18 protein-coding genes, 1 tRNA gene and 1 riboswitch are annotated in these 19365 nt (G+C 59.5%); of the genes, 18 read left to right on the forward strand and 1 reads right to left on the reverse strand.

Annotated features, from left to right (window positions below; genetic code table 11):
• Positions 1-108: 108 nt before the first annotated feature.
• From DAUD_RS12450 to DAUD_RS05395, 12 genes are all read left to right on the forward strand, one after another.
• Complete coding sequence (locus DAUD_RS12450) at positions 109-309, forward strand: NifU family protein (protein ID WP_464227602.1); 201 nt, start codon at positions 109-111, stop codon at positions 307-309.
• 384 nt (positions 310-693) lie between these two features.
• The gene (gene rny / locus DAUD_RS05345; protein WP_012302159.1) at positions 694-2235 is read left to right on the forward strand and encodes a ribonuclease Y; all 1542 of its coding nucleotides are present in this window, start codon (positions 694-696) and stop codon (positions 2233-2235) included.
• A 24-nt stretch (positions 2236-2259) separates the two neighbouring features.
• Positions 2260-3048, forward strand: coding sequence for a TIGR00282 family metallophosphoesterase (locus DAUD_RS05350; protein WP_012302160.1), 789 nt, complete (start codon positions 2260-2262; stop codon positions 3046-3048).
• 100 nt (positions 3049-3148) lie between these two features.
• Positions 3149-3409 (forward strand): stage V sporulation protein S, encoded by a 261-nt coding sequence (locus DAUD_RS05355; RefSeq protein WP_012302161.1) that lies wholly within the window; start codon positions 3149-3151, stop codon positions 3407-3409.
• Positions 3410-3534: 125 nt separating this feature from the next.
• A complete protein-coding gene (locus tag DAUD_RS05360; RefSeq protein ID WP_012302162.1) occupies positions 3535-4347 on the forward strand; it encodes a PHP domain-containing protein in 813 nt (270 codons plus the stop codon).
• 62 nt (positions 4348-4409) lie between these two features.
• Positions 4410-4679, forward strand: a complete 270-nt coding sequence (locus tag DAUD_RS05365) for a hypothetical protein (protein ID WP_012302163.1) — start codon at positions 4410-4412, stop codon at positions 4677-4679.
• Positions 4680-4838: 159 nt separating this feature from the next.
• Complete coding sequence (locus DAUD_RS05370; RefSeq protein WP_012302164.1) at positions 4839-5252, forward strand: DUF3842 family protein; 414 nt, start codon at positions 4839-4841, stop codon at positions 5250-5252.
• 69 nt (positions 5253-5321) lie between these two features.
• Positions 5322-5930 carry a histidine phosphatase family protein gene (locus DAUD_RS05375; protein ID WP_012302165.1) on the forward strand — a complete coding sequence of 203 codons (609 nt, stop codon included), beginning with the start codon at positions 5322-5324 and terminating at the stop codon, positions 5928-5930.
• Between the two features lie 59 nt (positions 5931-5989).
• A riboswitch (cyclic di-AMP (ydaO/yuaA leader) is annotated at positions 5990-6131 on the forward strand.
• Positions 6132-6246: 115 nt separating this feature from the next.
• The gene (gene eam / locus DAUD_RS05380; protein WP_012302166.1) at positions 6247-7506 is read left to right on the forward strand and encodes a glutamate 2,3-aminomutase; all 1260 of its coding nucleotides are present in this window, start codon (positions 6247-6249) and stop codon (positions 7504-7506) included.
• Positions 7507-7926: 420 nt separating this feature from the next.
• Positions 7927-8160: a histidine kinase gene (locus DAUD_RS05385; RefSeq protein WP_041570838.1), complete on the forward strand. Its 234-nt coding sequence runs from the start codon at positions 7927-7929 to the stop codon at positions 8158-8160.
• Positions 8161-8249: 89 nt separating this feature from the next.
• Entirely contained in the window at positions 8250-9707 is a 1458-nt protein-coding gene (gene guaB, locus DAUD_RS05390; protein ID WP_012302168.1) for an IMP dehydrogenase, read from the forward strand.
• A gap of 111 nt (positions 9708-9818) precedes the next feature.
• Positions 9819-11216, forward strand: a complete 1398-nt coding sequence (locus tag DAUD_RS05395; protein WP_041570839.1) for a phage-shock protein — start codon at positions 9819-9821, stop codon at positions 11214-11216.
• 32 nt (positions 11217-11248) lie between these two features.
• Here DAUD_RS05395 and DAUD_RS05400 read toward each other — a convergent pair whose 3' ends face one another.
• Positions 11249-12169 (reverse strand): radical SAM protein, encoded by a 921-nt coding sequence (locus tag DAUD_RS05400; RefSeq protein ID WP_012302170.1) that lies wholly within the window; start codon positions 12167-12169, stop codon positions 11249-11251.
• 203 nt (positions 12170-12372) lie between these two features.
• Here DAUD_RS05400 and DAUD_RS05405 point away from each other — a divergent pair, with 203 nt between their 5' ends.
• The 6 genes from DAUD_RS05405 to DAUD_RS05430 all read left to right on the forward strand — a co-directional run bounded on the left by DAUD_RS05405 (position 12373) and on the right by DAUD_RS05430 (position 19155).
• Complete coding sequence (locus DAUD_RS05405; RefSeq protein ID WP_456298446.1) at positions 12373-13653, forward strand: homoserine dehydrogenase; 1281 nt, start codon at positions 12373-12375, stop codon at positions 13651-13653.
• Positions 13650-14591, forward strand: a complete 942-nt coding sequence (gene thrB, locus DAUD_RS05410) for a homoserine kinase (RefSeq protein WP_012302172.1) — start codon at positions 13650-13652, stop codon at positions 14589-14591. Before DAUD_RS05405 ends, thrB begins: the two co-directional genes overlap by 4 nt.
• Positions 14582-15814: an aspartate kinase gene (locus DAUD_RS05415; protein WP_012302173.1), complete on the forward strand. Its 1233-nt coding sequence runs from the start codon at positions 14582-14584 to the stop codon at positions 15812-15814. Before thrB ends, DAUD_RS05415 begins: the two co-directional genes overlap by 10 nt.
• Before the next feature lie 223 nt (positions 15815-16037).
• On the forward strand, positions 16038-17300 hold the full coding sequence (sat, locus tag DAUD_RS05420; protein WP_012302174.1) for a sulfate adenylyltransferase: 1263 nt from the start codon (positions 16038-16040) through the stop codon (positions 17298-17300).
• A 281-nt stretch (positions 17301-17581) separates the two neighbouring features.
• Positions 17582-17659 (forward strand) — tRNA-Pro (locus DAUD_RS05425).
• Positions 17660-18045: 386 nt separating this feature from the next.
• A complete protein-coding gene (locus tag DAUD_RS05430; RefSeq protein ID WP_012302175.1) occupies positions 18046-19155 on the forward strand; it encodes a methyl-accepting chemotaxis protein in 1110 nt (369 codons plus the stop codon).
• The last annotated feature ends 210 nt before the right edge of the window (positions 19156-19365 follow it).

Raw genomic sequence — 19365 nt, forward strand, 5'->3', positions numbered from 1 at the left:
ATACCTGGATTGGTTTGCCTTTGCATAATTGATTTTGACAAGGTAAACTATGAGAATAATAAAACATGCGCGTGGGGAGGTCCGGATGTGAGGGAGAAAGTCGAGGAAGTGTTGAACAAGGTTCGTCCCTATCTGCAGCGGGACGGAGGAGATGTGGAATTGGTCGATGTCAAGGACGGCGTTGTCCATGTGCGGCTCAAAGGGGCCTGTCGAGGCTGACCGATGTCTACTGTCACCCTCAAGCAGGGAATTGAGCGGTCGCTCAAGGAAGCGGTTCCCGAAGTCAAACGGGTGGTCCAGATCTTTTAAGGTCGAATCCCCCCCCCCCCCCTCACGGGGGGGGGCATGGTGAAGAGGTTGGACTGTCCCGCCACGGGGAAGAATACTATTACCAGGAAACCTAAATACTGGATTAATTGGGAGAGTTATTGGTAGTGCACGGGGCTTGACTGCGGATTTCCTTGACAGACAGTGGATAAGCCATTACAATTATGTTTGGGAGAAAATAGAATTGGCATTTACCTCATCGGTTTAAGGATAAATAACCGAATACGGCATCATGGAGCATATGCCTTAGAGCGCATGCGGGTGTTTCCGTGGAGTAGGTGCCAGTCGTTTTCTGCCGGGGTATCCTCGGTTTTTCTATTTTGTTTTCTATTTTCAATGTCTAATTGAGTAAGGGAGGTGAACTTCTTGCTTGAAAACACAGCAATAATAATCGCCATCACTACCGGATTCGTAGCATTTATCGGTGGGTATTTCCTGCGCAAGCTGCTGGGTGAGATGAAAATCACGTCCGCGGAGGAGCGGGCCAGGTTGGTACTTGAGGAGGCGGCCAAAGAGGCTGAATCCAAGAAGAGAGAGGCAGTGGTTGAGGCCAAGGAAGAGATCCTGAAACTTCGGAACGAGGTAGAGCGGGAAAGCCGGGAACGGCGCAGTGAGCTGCAGCGCCAGGAACGGCGTCTGGTGCAGAAGGAAGAGAGTCTGGACCGCAAACTAGAAGCCCTGGAGAAAAAGGAGGAAAACCTGGCCAAAAGAGAGACTGAACTGGCTAAAATGCACGAGGAACTGAAGGCGCTGCACCAGAAAGAGCTGCAGGAACTGGAACGGATTTCCGGCCTTTCCACCGAGGAGGCCAGGCAGATTCTGCTGCAGGACGTGGAGAAAGAAATCCAGCAGGAAGCAGCATTGCTGGTCAAGGAGATCGAGGGGCGGGCCAAGGAGGAGGCCGACCGGCGGGCCCGGAATATTATTTCTCTAGCCATTCAACGCTGTGCGGCTGACCATGTGGCCGAATCGACAGTGGCGGTGATCCCGCTGCCCAACGAGGAAATGAAGGGACGGATCATCGGGCGTGAGGGACGCAACATCCGTGCCTTTGAGACCCTGACCGGGGTGGACCTGATTATTGACGACACACCGGAGGCCGTGATCGTGTCAGGATTTGACCCGATCCGCCGGGAAACCGCGCGTATGGCCCTGGAGAAGTTGATCTCGGACGGCCGGATCCATCCGGCCAGAATCGAAGAGATGGTGGAAAAGGCCCGCAAGGACATGGAGGTCCAGATCCGCGATACCGGCGAGCAGGCGGCTTTCGATGCGAACGTGCACGGGTTGCACCCGGATCTGATCAAGCTGCTGGGGCGGTTAAAGTACCGGACGAGCTACGGCCAGAATGTGCTGAAGCATTCGGTCGAGGTCGCCTATCTGGCCGGCTTGATGGCTGCCGAACTGAGGGCGGACGAAAAGCTGGCCCGGCGGGCCGGACTTCTGCACGACGTCGGCAAGGCCGTGGACCACGAGGTGGAGGGTCCCCACGTGACCATCGGCGTCGACTTGGCCAAGAAGTACGGTGAAAGCCCCGAAGTCCTGCACGCCATCGCTGCCCACCACGGCGATGAAGAGCCGGAGACCGTGGAAGCGGTGCTGATTCAGGCCGCCGATGCCATATCGGCCGCCCGTCCGGGAGCCCGGCGCGAAACATTGGAGGCCTACGTCAAGCGGTTGACCAAATTGGAAGATATAGCCAACTCCTTCCCCGGAGTTGAAAAGGCCTTTGCAATCCAGGCTGGTCGTGAGATCCGGATTATGGTCAAGCCGGACAAAGTGGACGACTTGGGTGCGGTACGCCTTGTCCGTGATATCGCGCGTAAGATCGAAAACGAACTTGAATATCCGGGTCAGATCAAGGTTGTCATTATCCGTGAGACCCGGGTGGTCGAGTATGCCAAATAGATGGGCCAGGAGTAGGGGAATGCGGTGCGTCTTCTGATGATCGGCGACGTTGTGGGCCGCCCCGGGCGCAGGGCCTGTCGGGTGGAGGTGGAGCATCTGGTCCGGGACCACGGCGTGGACCTGGTGATTGCCAACGGCGAGAATGCGGCGGGAGGTAACGGGATCACCCGGGAAATAGCGAATGAACTCTTCTCTTGTGGGATCGACGTACTCACCATGGGTAATCATGTTTGGGACAAGAAAGAGATTCTGAGCTTCATCGAGCAGGAGGTCCGGCTCCTCAGACCGGCGAACTACCCTCCCGGCACTCCGGGGGTCGGTTACGCATTCTACCGGAGCCGAAAGGATCATCTGGTTGCGGTGATCAACCTCTCGGGGCGTGTGTACCTGGCCAATCTGGAGTGCCCGTTTCGCACGGTCAACCGGCTCCTGGACGACATCAGGAAGTATACGCCGGTGGTGCTTGTAGATTTTCACGCGGAGGCTACTTCCGAGAAGATCGCTATGGGTTGGTACCTCGACGGGAAGGTGAGCGCGGTATGCGGCACGCACACCCACGTGCAGACCGCCGATGAACGTATTCTGCCCCGGGGTACCGCTTACATCTCCGATGTCGGCATGACCGGCCCTCGGGATTCGATCATCGGAGTAAAGGTAGAGACGGTGCTCGAAAAGTTCCTCACTCAGATGCCGAAGCAGTTTCAGGTGGCCAGCGGGCCGTATCAGTTCAACGCCGTTCTGGTAACCGTGGATCCGGATTCGGGAAAAGCGCTGAATATCTCGCGCATTCAAGGGTATGAGCCGCCATCATAAAAATTTTTCCAGTTATGCTAAAGGAATTCTCGATATCTTGGCGAATACCCATTGAATGATGTGGTAGCTGTCTCCGAAGCCTTTAAGGAGGTTACTAGATATGGAAGTGTTAAAGGTTTCAGCAAAATCCAACCCAAATTCCGTAGCCGGCGCCCTGGCTGGGGTTTTGCGCGAACGCGGCACCGCCGAACTCCAGGCGATTGGAGCTGGGGCCATCAACCAGGCAGTGAAAGCCATCGCAATCGCCCGAGGGTTTGTAGCGCCCAGTGGAATGGACCTGATTTGTATCCCGGCATTCACCGATATTATGATCGACGGGGAAGAAAGAACGGCGATCAAGCTGATTGTGGAACCGCGCTAGCAGCGGAAACAATTTAGGGCAGGGCAAAACACCTTGGCCGGCTCCTTTTTTTCACAGGGGGATGGGTCAAGGTGTAGCTTTTTGGGAGGATAGTATTTACAGTTACCGTCTGAGCAGGTGAGATTATGCCCGCGGATCTGCACGTACACACCACCGCCTCTGACGGCACCGTGACCCCGGCCGGGGTGGTGCAACTGGCTCGCGCCCTCGGTCTCGGTGCGATTGCGATCACCGACCATGACACGGTAAGCGGAGTTGCGCCGGCCCTGCAGAGGGCCGGCGCAACAGACGGACCCCTGGTCATTCCCGGGATTGAGATCAGTGCCAGTCACCAGGGGCGTGACGTCCATATTCTCGGGTACTACGTAGACACGAAACACGCCGGCTTCCTAGCCCGGATTAAAGAACTGGCGGAAAAACGTGCCGAGAGGGCGGCCCGGATGATCGCGCGCCTGCAGTCACTGGGTCTGGCGGTTACGTTGAACGACGTGCTGGACTTTGCCGGTCCGGCCAGTCTCGGGCGTCCGCACATCGCCGACGCCCTGCTCCGCGCCGGGATTGTCAAGAACCGTGCCGAAGCCTTCAGCCGCTGGATCGGGCGGGACTGTCCGGGTTATGTGTCCCGGCAGCAGGTTTCGCCGTTCGAGGCCGTAGCCCTGGTCCGCTTGGCGAAAGGTGTTCCCGTTCTGGCACATCCGGGCACGGCCCGGGTGGACGACATCATCGCGGATTTGGCTGTTGTGGGCCTGCAGGGCTTGGAAGTGTACCATCCGGACCACACTCCCGAGCAGGTGCGCCGTTACCTGGATTTGGCCGCTGCGCTGCGGCTGGTGGCGACCGGGGGGTCCGATTTTCACGGCAGCGACAACCATGGGCGGCTGGGTGAGGCGCTGGTACCGTTAAAGGTGGTGGAGGAGCTGAAACTCAGGCGTATGTGAGTCTATCAAGAATCCAAACTACATAAACTATACGTAAACACTGAGTTTTGGGGGTCTGCAGGATGCTGTATGATATTGGCCGTCTGGAGCAGCGGGTACGTGAACTCGAGGATAAACTGCTCCAGCTGCGGTTGAGCCGGAGGGTACTGATGCTGCTTTTGGAAAAACAGGAGCAGGAGAAGGCCACTTTCCTGGAACGCCTCGAACGGGAGAATCGTCGGTTGATGCGTGCCAACCACCAGTATGCCCAGAACCTCCTCCAAAAGAACCGGCAGATTTACGAGCTTGAGTCCCGTCTACAAATGATCAGTGGTGAGAAATCGAGGCATTAAACAGCTTATCCACAAAACTATGCACATAATGGAAAAACTGTTAATAACCTCAGTTAATGGCACAAGCCCCAACACATGACATTACAGGACAGGGCCGGTTCGGGTCTCTTTTTTTTCTCTCCCCACGTATGCTATAATTCAGGGCAGAGGTGGGAGCGGGTGCGTATTGCGGTCGTTGACGGCCAGGGGGGCGGCATTGGTAAGCACATCACGGAAAAACTCAGAAAGGAACTCCCCGAAGGGACAGAGATTCTCGCTCTAGGCACGAACGCTCTGGCTACGGCGGTAATGCTGCGGGCCGGGGCGAACGAGGGCGCGAGCGGGGAAAACGCCGTCGTGTTGAATGCTGGGAGAGTGGACCTCATTGTCGGCCCGATCAGTATAGTTGTGCCCAATTCCATGCTGGGGGAACTCACCCCCAAAATGGCCGAAGCCATCGCCCAGAGCGCCGCTGCCAAAATCTTGTTGCCCTTGATTCCGGGGAGAACCACCATTGTGGGCTTGAAGTCCGAACCATTACCGCACCTGATTGACGAACTGGTGCGCAAGGTGCGGGAAGCCCAGGCTGATTGACTCAGGTACCGTTTTTGATACCTCAGTCCGGTGTGGTCCTTTCTATAAATTTTTTTAAGGAGGATTTCCGTGGGCTGCAAGTTATTCTTGGTGCGGCACGGTGAAACACTGTGGAATCATGCGCTCCGTTATCAGGGTCACGCGGATATATCCCTGAGTGACTTAGGAATCGAGCAGGCGCGGGCACTGGCCCGGCGGTTGAAGAACCAGCGGTTTGCCGGCTTCTACTCCAGCGACTTGCGCCGGGCGTACGACACCGCTCGCATCCTGGCGGAGCCACACGGGGCTGAGGTGCAGCGGATGGCAGAATTACGCGAGATTAACTTCGGTGATTGGGAGGGGTTGACCCGGGAGGAGATTATCAATTTATACCCCGACATTTCCCGAAAGTGGTGGTCTCGACCGTTGGAAACCCGGCTGCCGGGGGGTGAGACCCTGAACGAGGTGGCCGACCGCTGCGTCCGGGCGCTGCAAATCATTGCCGCACGCCATCCTGACGACCAGGTATTGGTGGCTGCCCACGGTGGTTCGATCCGGGCCAGTGTGGCCCGCCTGATGCGGATGGACCTCAATCAGTACTGGCGACTGCGCCAAGACAACGCCGCCCTCACAATCATTGAACTTTTCGGGTCCGACCGCGCGCAGCTTTTGCTTTTCAACGACACCTGCCATCTTTAAGCTCAATGCCAAAAACTGTATAGTTGTTTGACATCGGCCCGGGCCGGAGTGTATAGTATATTCATAGAGCGCTGAGTTCCCGGGAAGAGTCCGGGAAGCGGGGGAACCACTTACTGGGGTGAATCCCGGCATACCGCCGGATAGGGTTATCTTTCGACCCGAACCCGTCAGCTAACCTCGCAAGCGTGGGAAGATGGCCGGCTGACAATGCCCGTCAGGGTCTTAGAACGGGTTATCGTTTGTGCATCTTCCCCGGAACCAGAAGCTCCGGGGTTTTTGTTTATCGGGCAAAGTTTCTTGCGGGGGGGGTGAACAAATGGCTATCGACAGTCTGGAGCGCGGCTTGTCCTTGGATGAGGGGCAAAAGCAGGCTCTGAAGCGGGCCAGGGAACTTAAAGACCGTATTTCCGACTACCTGGCAGTCAAGGACTTTATCTTGAGCGGTCGCGAGTGGGCCGAAGAAATCGAGTTTCACAAGCAGCGGCTGTTGAAGCTTTTGGGCGGGACCGGGGAAGAGTGGCTGGACTGGCGTTGGCAGATGCGCAAAAGAATCACGACGGTCGAGGTGCTGGCCCGGTTCATGGAACTGAACCGGGACGATATTCACGATATTGATAAGGTCTCCCGGCAGTACCGCTGGGCCGTATCCCCGTACTACGCCGCCGTGATGGCGGTGGGGGGGGTCAAAGGGCCGATCTGGGCTCAGGCCGTGCCGTCGACGGCGGAGATCACCGATGCCCGCGGCACGACCGACCCCATGGCGGAACGGTTAACGTCTCCCGTGCCCGGCATCACCCGGCGATATCCAGACCGGCTGATTATCAATGTCACTAATCAATGCGCGATGTATTGCCGCCACTGCCAGCGGCGGCGAAACATCGGGGAGGTGGACCGGCATCAGCCGCGGCGGGTGCTGGAAGCCGCCCTGCAGTACATCCGGGAGAACCCCGAGATCCGCGACGTGCTGATCACTGGAGGTGACGCGCTGCTTTTGAGCGACACGGTGCTGGATTGGCTCCTGGGCGAGCTGCACTCCATCCCGCACGTCGAGATTAAGCGGCTGGGAACCCGGGCGCTGGTGACCCTGCCGCAGCGGATCACAGCGGGACTGTGTGCCGTCCTGGAGCGGTACCCGCCGATCTACATCAACTCGCAGTTCAACCACCCGCTGGAGGTGACGCCCGAGGCGGTCCAGGCTTGCGACCGACTGGTGCGGGCAGGGGTGGTTCTTGGCAACCAGGCCGTGCTGTTGAAGGGGATCAACAACGACCCGCACGTAATGAAGAAGCTCAACCACGAACTTCTTCGTGCCCGCGTGCGGCCCTACTATATCTTTCACGCCAAGCCGGTGCGGGGCACCAGTCACTTCATCACCCCGGTCGAGGAAGGGCTGGCGATCATGGAACAACTGCGTGGTTACACTTCCGGTCTGGCGGTGCCCACGTACATCATCAACGCTCCCGGCGGCTACGGCAAGACCCCGGTCACGCCTTCATACGTGGTGGATCATAATGACCAGCGTCTGGTGCTGCGCACCTGGGAGAACCGGGTGCTTCCCTACCCCAACCGACCCTGAACAAGGGGACAGTTCCCTTTTTCCAGTCCCTTTTTCCTCAGTCGGCATTTGCCGACCCGCTTCATTGCGGGGTTTTTTTCTCGTTTCTTCCGTGCATAGGATTTAGCCAGAGGGCCATGGACCGGCCCGAGGAATTCAAACCCCGCGAACTGAGCGGGCCGTTCAGGTGACGACTCCTCGGAACATAGTCCGAGGCTTCTCAGGCTACGCTTGCGGTGATTCGCTACGTCAGCGCCTGAAGGCTCCGTCCGAGCCCAAAGGAGTTGGTGGCGCTTTCATCTCCGTAATTTAATTCCGGGTTTTCCCGGAGCCGGCTTATGAAATCCCGGGGCGTGGGGGAACCTAGGGGGTACAAAGCCGGCGCGGAGGGTTCGGTCCGGGACATACCGCATGCCGGTAGAAGGGAGGCCTTGGGCACGGATGAGGATTGACCGGAGGGAAGCCTGGTCGCGGGCGCCCTGGAGCACGCAGCCCAGCTTAAAACTCAAGACCGAGGAAGTGGGCATTGACTTCAACCGTTTCATTGACGCTTTGCGCCAGGGACGGAGCGATGCGGAGATGGCTGGCGCCTTCGGGGTGCCGGTGGACACCGTGGCCAACCTGCGGGAGCATTTCATGCGCTACGGGGTGGACTCGGTCCAGGGTCAGGCTTGAAAAGGGCTCGACGACTGACAGGCTCGATTGGCAGCCCGTTTCTCCTGTGCTATAATGATCGGCAATCAACGTTTAGGAGGCGGGTTGTTGTGCATCCCGAAAGGTTTATCCAGGAAGGCTTGACATTTGACGACGTGTTGCTGGTGCCCGCAGCCTCGGAGGTGCTGCCGTCGGAAGTGGACACCGCGACCAGGCTGACCCGCAACATAGCTCTGAATATTCCCCTGATGAGCGCCGGCATGGATACGGTGACTGAGGCGCGGCTGGCAATCGCTATGGCCCGTGAGGGCGGCATAGGCGTCATCCACCGGAACATGAGCATCAAGAAGCAGGCCCTCGAAGTGGACAAGGTGAAACGCTCCGAACACGGCGTGATCACCGATCCCATTTACCTAGCGCCGCATAACCTGATCAGCGAGGCCAACACGCTGATGGGAAGGTACCGGATCTCCGGTGTGCCGGTTACGGAAAACGGGAAGCTGGTGGGAATTATTACCAACCGGGACCTTCGGTTCGTTACCGATTTCAACCAACCGATTGAGCAGGTAATGACCCGTGAGAATTTGATCACCGCGCCGGTGGGCACCACCCTGGAAGAGGCCAAGGAAATCCTGCGCCGCTACAAGATCGAGAAACTGCCCCTGGTGGACGAGGAGTACAACCTGCGCGGCTTGATCACCATCAAGGACATCGAGAAAGCGCACAAGTACCCGCGTTCGGCGAAAGACCCCCAGGGACGCCTGCGGGTGGCGGCCGCGGTGGGTGTGTCCCGTGATTTCCTGCACCGGGTCGATGCCCTGGTGGAGGCCAAGGTGGACGCCATCGTGGTAGACACCGCGCATGGCCATTCCCGGCGGGTCATCCAGGCCGTTTCGGTGATCAAGAACAAGTACCCGGACCTTTGCGTGATCGCCGGGAACGTGGCCACCGGCGAGGCGACACGGGACCTGATCCTGGCTGGGGCGGACGCGGTGAAGGTAGGCATCGGACCAGGTTCCATCTGCACCACCCGAATCATCGCCGGCGTCGGGGTGCCGCAAATCACCGCCGTTCACAACTGTGCCAACGAAGCGGTTAAACACGGCGTGCCCATTATCGCCGACGGGGGTGTGAAGTACTCCGGGGACATTGTGAAGGCGATCGCCGCCGGGGCCGACGTGGTCATGATCGGAAGCCTTTTAGCCGGCACCGAGGAGAGCCCGGGGGAGATTGAAATCTTCCAGGGTCGGAGTTATAAGGTGTACCGGGGAATGGGTTCACTGGGAGCCATGAACGAGGGCAGCAAGGACCGTTATTTCCAGGAAGGTGCCGCTAAGCTGGTGCCCGAGGGGGTGGAGGGGCGCGTACCCTTCAAGGGCCCCCTGTCCGAAACCGTTTACCAATTAGTGGGCGGCTTGCGCTCCGGCATGGGCTACTGCGGGGTGCGGACCATTGAGGAACTGAAGCGGAACACCAACTTCGTGCGGATCACGCCCGCCGGCTTGCGCGAGAGCCATCCCCACAACGTGACCATCACCAAGGAGGCGCCGAACTACAGTTTGCGCTAAAAACTCCTAAAAAAATTTTACCTTCTCCCGCAGGGTTTACCGGGTCGATGGGGTATTTATCTGTAAAGACCTGGGAGCCATAGCAAATGAAGGGAGAAGGTGAGTGTACCGGTGAGCGGGACCCTACATTCGTTGACCGATGTACTGAAGAAGACGCTATTCTTCTTTGAAGCTATGTCCGCCAAGGAACTGGCGCCTTACGTGCGGCGGAAAATGCTGCAGGACTATTCCCTGAGCCAGATTGAGGAGAAAGTGCTGCTCTGCCTGAAGCAGCACGCTGGCTTCAAGCAGGGAGAGGACCGTCTATGGAGGCTTAACCTCGAGGGCAACCGCGAAAACGATCAGTTTTACCACCTACTCCTCAAGCGGGGGGAGGCCTTGACCCTCTGGGAGGCGGTCAGCGCTGGCGGAAACAAGAAAAAGAAGTTCAAACGCATGATTGCGGAAGAGGCGAACCTGATCCAGGACGGGCGGTTCGTCCAGTTGACTAACGGGATGTGGGGCCTGACCGAATGGGACACCGAGACCGAAAACTATCCCTTGAATCACCTCATCATTAAGGCTCTCCGCCTGCACCCGGCGGGCCTCTCCCTACCCCAGATCGTAACCGTGGTAAACAAGTGGCGCCTGGCTACCGAGGCTTCGGTGGAGGCCCTGCTGCGCAAATTTCCGTACTTCGAACTGCAGGGCGACAGCGTTTGGACCTACAACCAGTCCGCCCACCGGGCTTACGAAGACGTTATGAAAAAGTACCTGAGCATTTTGCGCGATCAGAAGAAACGCTGGCAGTGGGAACGCGAGCAGTGGTACCGGAAGTACCAGCAGGTGCAGGCCCAGCTTGAAGAAGTGGGCTCCGCTCAGAGAGAGGCGGCCGCAGCTGTCGCCCAGCACGTCATCGTCCGCGACCAGCGGGACCACCTGGCCACCCTGCTTTCTGAAAAAGACCTGCTGCTGTCCCTGCGCAAGAAGGAGATTCTCTATTACCAGGACCAGGTGCGGAAATTGGAGTCGAAAGCCAACAGCATCCTGCACCAGTGCCGCCTCTGGGTACAGCGGGCCCGCGACTCCCAGGAGGAAAACCATCGTCTTCGGGAGTCACTGGAGGCGACTCAGAACAACCTGGAGGGGATGTTCAGCAAGCTCCAACAGTTCCGCGAACGGACCCGGGAACAGAAAAGCGAGCTCGCTCAGCTGAAGGAGGAACAAAGCACCCGCGTAGCCGAACTCCAGGGCGAGATCATTGAACTGAAAAGCCGGGCGGAGAAGGAACGGTTCGCGGCCGCCCGCAGGGAGAAGGCCTTGCGCGAAGAGATCGACCGGATGCAGCACGATCTCCGCGATGCCCTAGAAGCCGGGGAAGACCTGCAACGTTCTGTCCGGTTCATGCAAGAGGAAGTGGTGCGAGCGAGGGAAGAGTACCGGCGGCTTCAGAAGATCGCAAACCACCCTCTGGTGCGGGTGGCAGTACGGATATCCACCCTCTTGGCCCGGCGCACCACCGGCGCCTAATACGCGCCCCCAAAAGGGGCCTGGCCCCTTTTTTAGGTGTAGACACGCAGGCCGCGGCCGCGCGCCAGGTGGATTGCTTCAAGGATCTCATCCCGGGTGGGACGCCGGTCCAGAGGCGGGAACTGCTGCGCGCGATAGGCCGGGCGGTACTGGGCCATAATGTTGATGAAACAGTCCGGGGAGATTTCCCTAGCCAGAAAATCGACCAATTCGGCGGTGCCCGCCAGGCCGCCGGGCAGCACGAGGTGCCGCACCAAAAGACCCCGGGTGGCGATCCCGTCCCGGTCCGTCACCAAGTCGCCCACCTGGCGCTGCATCTCCCGGACGGCGGCCTTGGCCACGCGAGGATAGTCTTCCACCCCCGACAGGCGTTTGGCCGTGTCGCTGTCCATGTACTTCACGTCCGGCATGTAAATGTCCACGATGCCGTCAAGCAGCACCAGCGTCTTCAGCGAGTCGTAGCCGCCGGTGTTGTAGACCACCGGGAGCCGCAACCCGTCGCGGGCGGCGAGATAAAGGGCCGCGATGATCTGCGGCACGTAGTGGGTGGGGCTGACGAAGTTGACGTTGTGGCAGCCCCTGTTTTGCAGGCTGAGCAGAATGGAAGCCAGCTTCCGGACGGTGATCGGTTCGCCGTGCGCCTCCCAACTGATGTCGTAATTCTGGCAGAAAACACATTTCAAGTTGCAGTGGGTCAAGAATACGGTGCCCGAACCGTGCCGCCCCACGAGCGGCGCCTCCTCGCCGAAATGCGGGCCGTAACTCGAAATCATCACCAGCCGTCCGGCCCGGCAGATTCCGGTCTCGTTCAGCAAGCGGTTCACCGCGCACTCCCGGGCACACAGCCGGCAGCTCTTGAGCTCCCGGTAGGCCTGTCCGGCCCGCCGCCTCAAATTCTCCAATCCCAACTTCAGGTACGCCGGGACAAAGCCCCGGCCCTCGTCCACACCCATGCCTGTTCACCTCATCCAAGGTACCGTTTTATATCTTAATTTTATATCTTATTAGTTTACATTAAGTATTATTGCACTTGCAGACACAAGCACACAAAAAGCCCCTGACAAGAGGAAAACCGCAAAAGGATGGAGAAGTAATAGAAAAACACGGCAGCGGCTTCGCCTTACGGAGGAGGAAACGGCCAGTGAGCGAGAGGGTCATCAAGATCGGCCTTCTGGGTCTGGGTACGGTCGGCGGCGGCGTTTATCGGGTTTTGCAGAAAAATGCCGATCTCATCGCACGCAAAACCGGTGTGCGGCTTGAGGTCGCCGGTATTCTGGTCCGGGATGTAGGCCGCGACCGGGGGTTGTCCCTGCCCCCCGGTGTTCTGACCGATAGGCCGGAAGACATTCTGGACGACCACACCATACAGATTGTGGTGGAGGTCATGGGCGGCACGGGGCCGGCTTTCGACTACGTACGCCGCGCCCTCAAACGGGGGAAGAGCGTGGTCACCGCCAACAAGGACATGATGGCGGAACACGGGAAGGAGCTTTTCGATCTTACCCGCGAGGGCAAGAGCGACCTCCTGTTCGAAGCCAGCGTGGCCGGCGGCATCCCGATCATCCGGGTCCTGAAACAATGTCTGGCCGCAAACCGGATTGAAGCGGTGATGGGTATTCTGAACGGGACCACGAACTACATGCTTACCCGGATGACCGCGGAAGGAACCGATTTCCAGACCGTGCTGCAGGAGGCGCAAGCGCTCGGCTACGCGGAGGCCGATCCGACCAACGACGTGGAGGGTTACGACGCGGCCCGAAAAACGGCGATTCTGGCCTCTATCGCCTTCAACACCCGGATCTCGTTCCCGGCCGTGTACGTTGAAGGAATTTCGCGAATTACCGCCGAAGATATCACTTATGCCACTGAACTCGGCTACGTGATCAAGCTCCTGGGGATCGTCAAAGATACCCCCGAGGGTATCGAGGTCCGGACGCACCCGGCGCTCTTGCCGCGGCAGCACCCGTTGGCCGCCGTCAACGACGTTTTCAACGCTATTTACGTCCGCGGTGACGCGGTCGGGGAGACCATGTTTTACGGCCGCGGCGCCGGGGCCTTGCCGACGGCGAGTGCGGTGGTGGCCGACATCATGGACGCGGCCCGGAACATCGTGCACCGGGTTCCCGGAATCATCAGCTGCACCTGCTTCGAAGAGCGCCCGCTCAAGGAGATGGGGCGGGTCCGCTGCAAGAATTACCTACGTCTCCGGGTCGTGGACCGGCCCGGCGTGCTGGCACAGATCGCGCGGGTGTTCGGGGATAACCAGGTCAGCCTGGCCGCGGTGACTCAGAAACACAGCGAGGGGACCAAGGCTGAACTGGTCCTGGTCACACACGAAGTGGCCGAACAGAACCTGCGCGACGCCTTGGCCGGACTGACCGGGTTGGACGTGGTGGAGAGGATCTGCAACGTGATCAGGGTGGAGGGCGATAGTTGAGCGGCCGCAAAGTGATTGTCCGGGTGCCGGCGACGTCGTCAAACCTGGGCCCAGGCTTCGACTGCCTGGGTTTGGCCCTCGGACTGTATAACTTCGTGGAAATGAAAGTTGTGCCGGAGGGCTCGGAAGTCACCGTCCAGGGTGAAGGGGCTTCCGAGATTCCGACGGACGAATCCAACCTGACGCTCCGGGCGGCGCGGCGGGTGTTTGATCTGAACCGGGCGCACCCGGCTGGCCTGAGCCTTCGCCTGACGAATAATATTCCCCCCGCTCGCGGGCTCGGTTCCAGTGCGGCGGCAGTGGTCGGCGGGCTGGTCGCCGCCAACGCCCTTTCGGGGAGCCGGCTTTCAAGTAGTGAACTCTTGAATCTGGCCGGGGAAATGGACGGACACCTCGACAACGTCGCCCCCGCATTGCTCGGGGGCCTGACCGTGGTCGTCCCGGACGGCACGGCGGCGCTCGGTCTGCGCCTGGAGCCACCCGCCGGACTCTTGGCGGTGGCCGCCGTCCCCGCCGTCAACGTTTACACCTCCCGGGCCCGGGCGGTTCTGCCGCGCGAGGTTCCGTTTGCGGATGCGGTGTTCAATCTGGGGCGGGTGGCGCTCCTGGTCGGGGCCCTGACGGAGGGGCGGTTCGAGTTTTTGGCCTCCGCCATGGCCGACCGCCTGCACCAAAAGTATCGGGAACACCTCGTTCCCGGATTGACCGGCGTTATTGGCGCCGCCCTGAAAGCGGGCGCTCTAGGGGCGGCGCTGAGCGGTTCCGGACCCACCGTGATCGCTCTGACGAACGATCCCGAAAAAGCGGTTCCCATCGCCGCGGGGATGCGGGAGGCTCTGGGCAAACTCGGGCTGTCGGCGTGGACGCCGACCCTGGTGCCGGACCGAGAGGGCGCGTGTACGGTGGAGACTGCGGACGGAGGCGCGATATGCTCGTAGTGCAGAAATTTGGGGGCACTTCGGTGGCTGACCCCGGGCGGATCGCCCGTGTCGCCGCCCGGATCAAGGGTGCGGTTCAGGATGGACACCGGGTCGTGGTGGTGGTCTCAGCGATGGGCGACACCACCGACGAGTTACTAGCCCTGGCGCGCGAGGTCACCCGGAACCCCTCACCCCGGGAAATTGACATGCTGATGGCTACCGGTGAGCAGGTGTCAATCGCTCTTTTGACCATGGCGCTGCAGGCGAAGGACTGTGATGCGATTTCGCTGACCGGCGCCCAGGCCGGGATCACCACCGATGGTATACACACCAAAGGAAGAATCGTCGACATAGACACTGCCCGGCTGCGGTCCGAACTGGACCGGGGGCGGGTTGTGGTAGTGGCCGGCTTTCAGGGGGTTACCCCCGACGGCGAAATCACCACTCTGGGGCGGGGCGGTTCGGATACCACGGCGGTGGCGCTAGCCGCAGCCTTGGGGGCCGAGGTCTGCGAGATTTATACCGACGTGGACGGCGTGTATACCGCCGATCCGCGCCTGGTGCCCGAAGCTCGGAAACTGGACGTTATTTCCCACGACGAAATGCTGGAGCTGGCCAGCCTCGGGGCGGTCGTGCTACACCCGCGGGCCGTAGAGCTGGCCAAGCTGTACGGGGTGCCCCTGGTGGTTCGGTCGAGCTTCAACGACGGGCCGGGGACGCTTATAAAGGAGGTCGGTGATTTGGAGAAGGCGGCGGTAGTGAGCGGGGTGGCCCACGACGTAAACATCGCCAAGATCAGCCTGTTCGACGTTGAGGATCGTCCGGGGATCGCCTCGAGGATCTTCCGCGAGCTGGCCCGGTCCAACATCAACGTGGACATGATCATCCAGGGTGCGATGCGCGACGGGCGGAACGACATCGCCTTCACGGTGAGCCGGGACGACCTGTCCCGGGCGCTGGAGGCCGTGCACCGCATCCAGGGATTGGTCGGCGCCAAGGGGATCACCTTTAACGACACCCTGGCCAAGGTTTCGATCGTGGGCGCGGGAATGGTCTCTTACCCCGGGGTCGCGGCGACAATGTTCGAGGGGCTGGCCGAGGCGGGCATAAACATCGCCATGATCAGCACTTCCGAAATCAAGGTGTCCTGCGTGATCAGCCGGGAGGAAATCGAGCGGGCGGTCCGGGCGCTACACATGAAGTTCAACCTGGGCGAGGCGCCCGCCGGCGGACCGGCATAAAACCGGCCGTTTCGGTTGCGGTGAGACGAAACCGATTACCAGTCCGCCGACAACCAGGAGATAGATACCGCTTCTGGGGTGCGGGTAAGGAGAGGACTTGCCTCCCAGGAGACGTAATTTTTGCAAGGAGGTGAAACACCACCAAAAGAGAATAATTCTACGACGTGGAATATCACGGGATGGTCTGGCTTTTAACACATATTTTTTTAGGAGGGAAACACTTATGGCACTACCAAACCCGCATGGTCCGGAGAAAAAGTTGATGCCCCTTTTCCTGGAGGGCGAGGCGCGTGAAGCCGAAATCGCCCGCGCGGCAAGTCTCCCGAAGGTCTACATGACCTCTATGGAAACCTCGGATATCCTGATGCTCGGCATGGGTGCGTTCACCCCGCTGAAGGGCTTCATGAACAAAGCCGAATGGCAGGGTTGCGTATTCGATCTCAAGCTCCCCGACGGCACCATGTGGCCGATGCCGGTCACCCTCTCCATATCCGCCGCCGAACTTGAAGCCTCCGGTATCAAGGAAGGCAGCGACGTCGCCCTGATTGACCGCGAGTCCGGCGAGCTGTACGCGACCATGAATATAGAAGAGATCTACCAGATCGACAAAATGGCCCAGGCCAAGGAAGTGTTCAAGACCGACGACGCCGAGGGACATCCGGGTGTGGCGAAGACCTTCGCCCAGGGCGAGTATAACCTCGGTGGCCCGATCAAGGCGCTCAACGAGGGCAAGTACCACGAGATCTACCCGAAATACTATCTGTACCCGGCCCAGACCCGGGCGCTCTTCGAAAGCAAAGGCTGGTCGCGGGTGGTGGCCTTCCAGACCCGCAACCCGATGCACCGCTCCCACGAGTATCTGGTCAAGTTCGCCCTGGAGAGCGGGTTTGTTGACGGTGCCATGATCCACGCCATCGTGGGCGCGCTGAAAGCCGGCGACATCCCCGGCGAGACCCGGGTGAAGTGCTACGAGGCCCTGGTGGACAATTACTTCCCGCGGGAAAACATCGCCCTTGCGGTGTACCCGATGGAGATGCGCTACGGCGGCCCGCGTGAGGCCCTGCTGCACGCCGTCTTCCGCCAGAACTTCGGTTGCCGCTACCTGATCGTCGGCCGCGACCACGCCGGCGTGGGCAGCTACTACGGCCCGTTCGACGCCCAGACCATCTTTGACGAACTGTGGCCGGGTGCCCTGGAACTCGGTCCCATGAAGATCAACTGGACCTTCTACTGCTACAAGTGCGAGAGCATGGCTTCCCTGATGACCTGCCCGCACGGCAAGGAAGATCGGGTGATCGTTTCCGGCACCCAGTTCCGCCGGGCCATGCAGGAAGGCGCGGAGTTGCCGAAGGAGTTCGGCCGCCCCGAAGTCCTGGCCATCCTGGAGGAGTACTACCGGACGGCGGAGAAGGTTGAGATCAAGAAGCACGCTTATGAAGACCTAACCCCCGAGATGCTGGCGAAGATCAAGGAAGGCAAGAAATAGTCACAAAAAGCCGCTTAGAAGGGCCCGCTTTCGGAATAAGTCCGGAAAGCGGGCCCTCTTCTGCGGGACTGGGAAGAAAGCCAGCGCAAAACCGTTTGGCGCCGTGGGCGCCGGCAGCCGCGTACGCTTCCGGCCGCACGCGGCTGCGTGTCCGGGCAGCGGTATGCCGTGTATTGCCATTCTGGAGCTCAGCTTCCGGCCGCATGCGTCAGCCCTGCAAAAACCACGGCTTACTTGACGCCGACCATGTGATGGGTTAGAATGAAAAACATAAACGAAGTCGGGGCGTAGCTCAGCTTGGCTAGAGCGCTACCTTGGGGTGGTAGAGGCCGCAGGTTCGAGTCCTGTCGCTCCGACCAGAGAATTAATCCGCAAGCTCTCGGTACATTAAAAAGCTTGCGGTTTTCTGGTTTCTTGGCCGCTTGTTTTGCCGATGTACCCCCTGTGTTAACACCCTCCGCGGGGAGCAATGCGCAATCCCAGTTGACGAAGGCACAATGTTTTCATCGGGCACTGTCTCTCCCGTGCCAGGTTGGCGTTGGTGACTTACGCCCCCTGTTTGTCGGAGAAAGAATCGCATCAGCCGTAAAGTTTCGAACGTATTTAACGAAAAACCAATTAGGGGTAAGAGAATAATATCCAGCATTGTTCGGCCATCTTCGTCCTCTGTGCGTTTTCCGTACTTCTGCACTTGTATCCGGTACCAGCAGCGTGCCCCTGAAATCAATAGCGGGGAGGCAATCCAATGTGGTGGTATCGTCTGGGAGCGGCAGGAATCGCTATGGCTGTTGCGGGGGCGATTGTTGGAGGACTAACCTATTTCGGTTACTGGCAGTATGTGGCGGACCCCTACATCGGCGGCGGGGCCTTGCTATTCCTGGCGGTGGTCCTTGGGCTGTCAGTGTCCGGAAGTAACAGCCGTACACTTAACCGGTTCCGGGATAAGATGCTTCAGGCGGCCGATGGGGATCTGTCTGTCCGGATTGACGTGGAGAGAGAAGATGAGTGGGGTGAGTTGTTCCGGACCTTCAACCGGCTGCTCGACCGCTTTGATCAGACCTTCCAGGCTGCAACTGAGGTGAGCGAGCAGGTGCAGCGGACTGCCAAAGAACTGGCCGAGCACGCGCAGGAGTACGCCGCCTCGACTGCAAGTGCGGCTGAGACCGCCAACGAAATGGCCACGACAGTGGGCAACGTCGCGGCACTGGCGGAAGATGTGGTAAGACACTCCCGCCAAGCCACCGAAATCGCGGTGAACGGGGAACACGTGATCGAGACGGTACGGAATCAGATGGGTTCAATAAACCGCACCAATGCCGAGGCGGCCAAGAATGTTTTGGCGTTTGGCAAACGTGCGCATCAGATTACCGAATTTGTGGGCGCGATCACGCACATCGCCGATCAGACCAATCTGCTGGCTTTGAACGCCGCTATCGAGGCCGCCCGGGCTGGGGAACACGGCCGAGGGTTCGCGGTGGTGGCCGACGAAATTCGCAAGCTGGCCGAGCAGTCGGCCCGGACCGCTGACGAAATCCTGGTGATTGCCAAGGAAATAGAAACGGAGGCTGAAACAGCCAACAAGAATATGAAGAACAATTTGAAAACCATCGCGGAGGGAGTGCGGTTGACACGGGAAACCACCGAGGCCTTTACCGGAATCACGGGAGCAGTCCAAGGCCTGGCCCGGCAGGCGCAAGAGGTTGCCACAGCTACAGGGCAACTGGGATTGGGGATACAGAATCTCTCCGCGGTCACCCAGGAGAATACGGCGATGGTCCAAGAAATGAGTGCCCTCGCTGATAGTCTCAGCCGCATGACCCAGACACTCAACAAGCGAATACAGTCCGTCCAGTGACGTAGGCCGCACCTGGAAAGCGGTTTACTGGCAGACGAAGTGCTGATCTTGAACGAGTAAGCACCTATTCATTGAACCGTTTCTAGGATTGTGCCACCTCCTGTTGGATCGTTGACGGGAGGTGGTCTATTGTAAGCAGGCGGCTGCGGGTGCAGCATTACTAGGCCGTATGCCCGGCCTCAGAAGAAACGAGACTATAGAGAGTCTTAG

Origin of the sequence: Candidatus Desulforudis audaxviator MP104C (assembly GCF_000018425.1) — a bacterium.
Lineage (GTDB): Bacteria > Bacillota > Desulfotomaculia > Desulfotomaculales > Desulforudaceae > Desulforudis > Desulforudis audaxviator.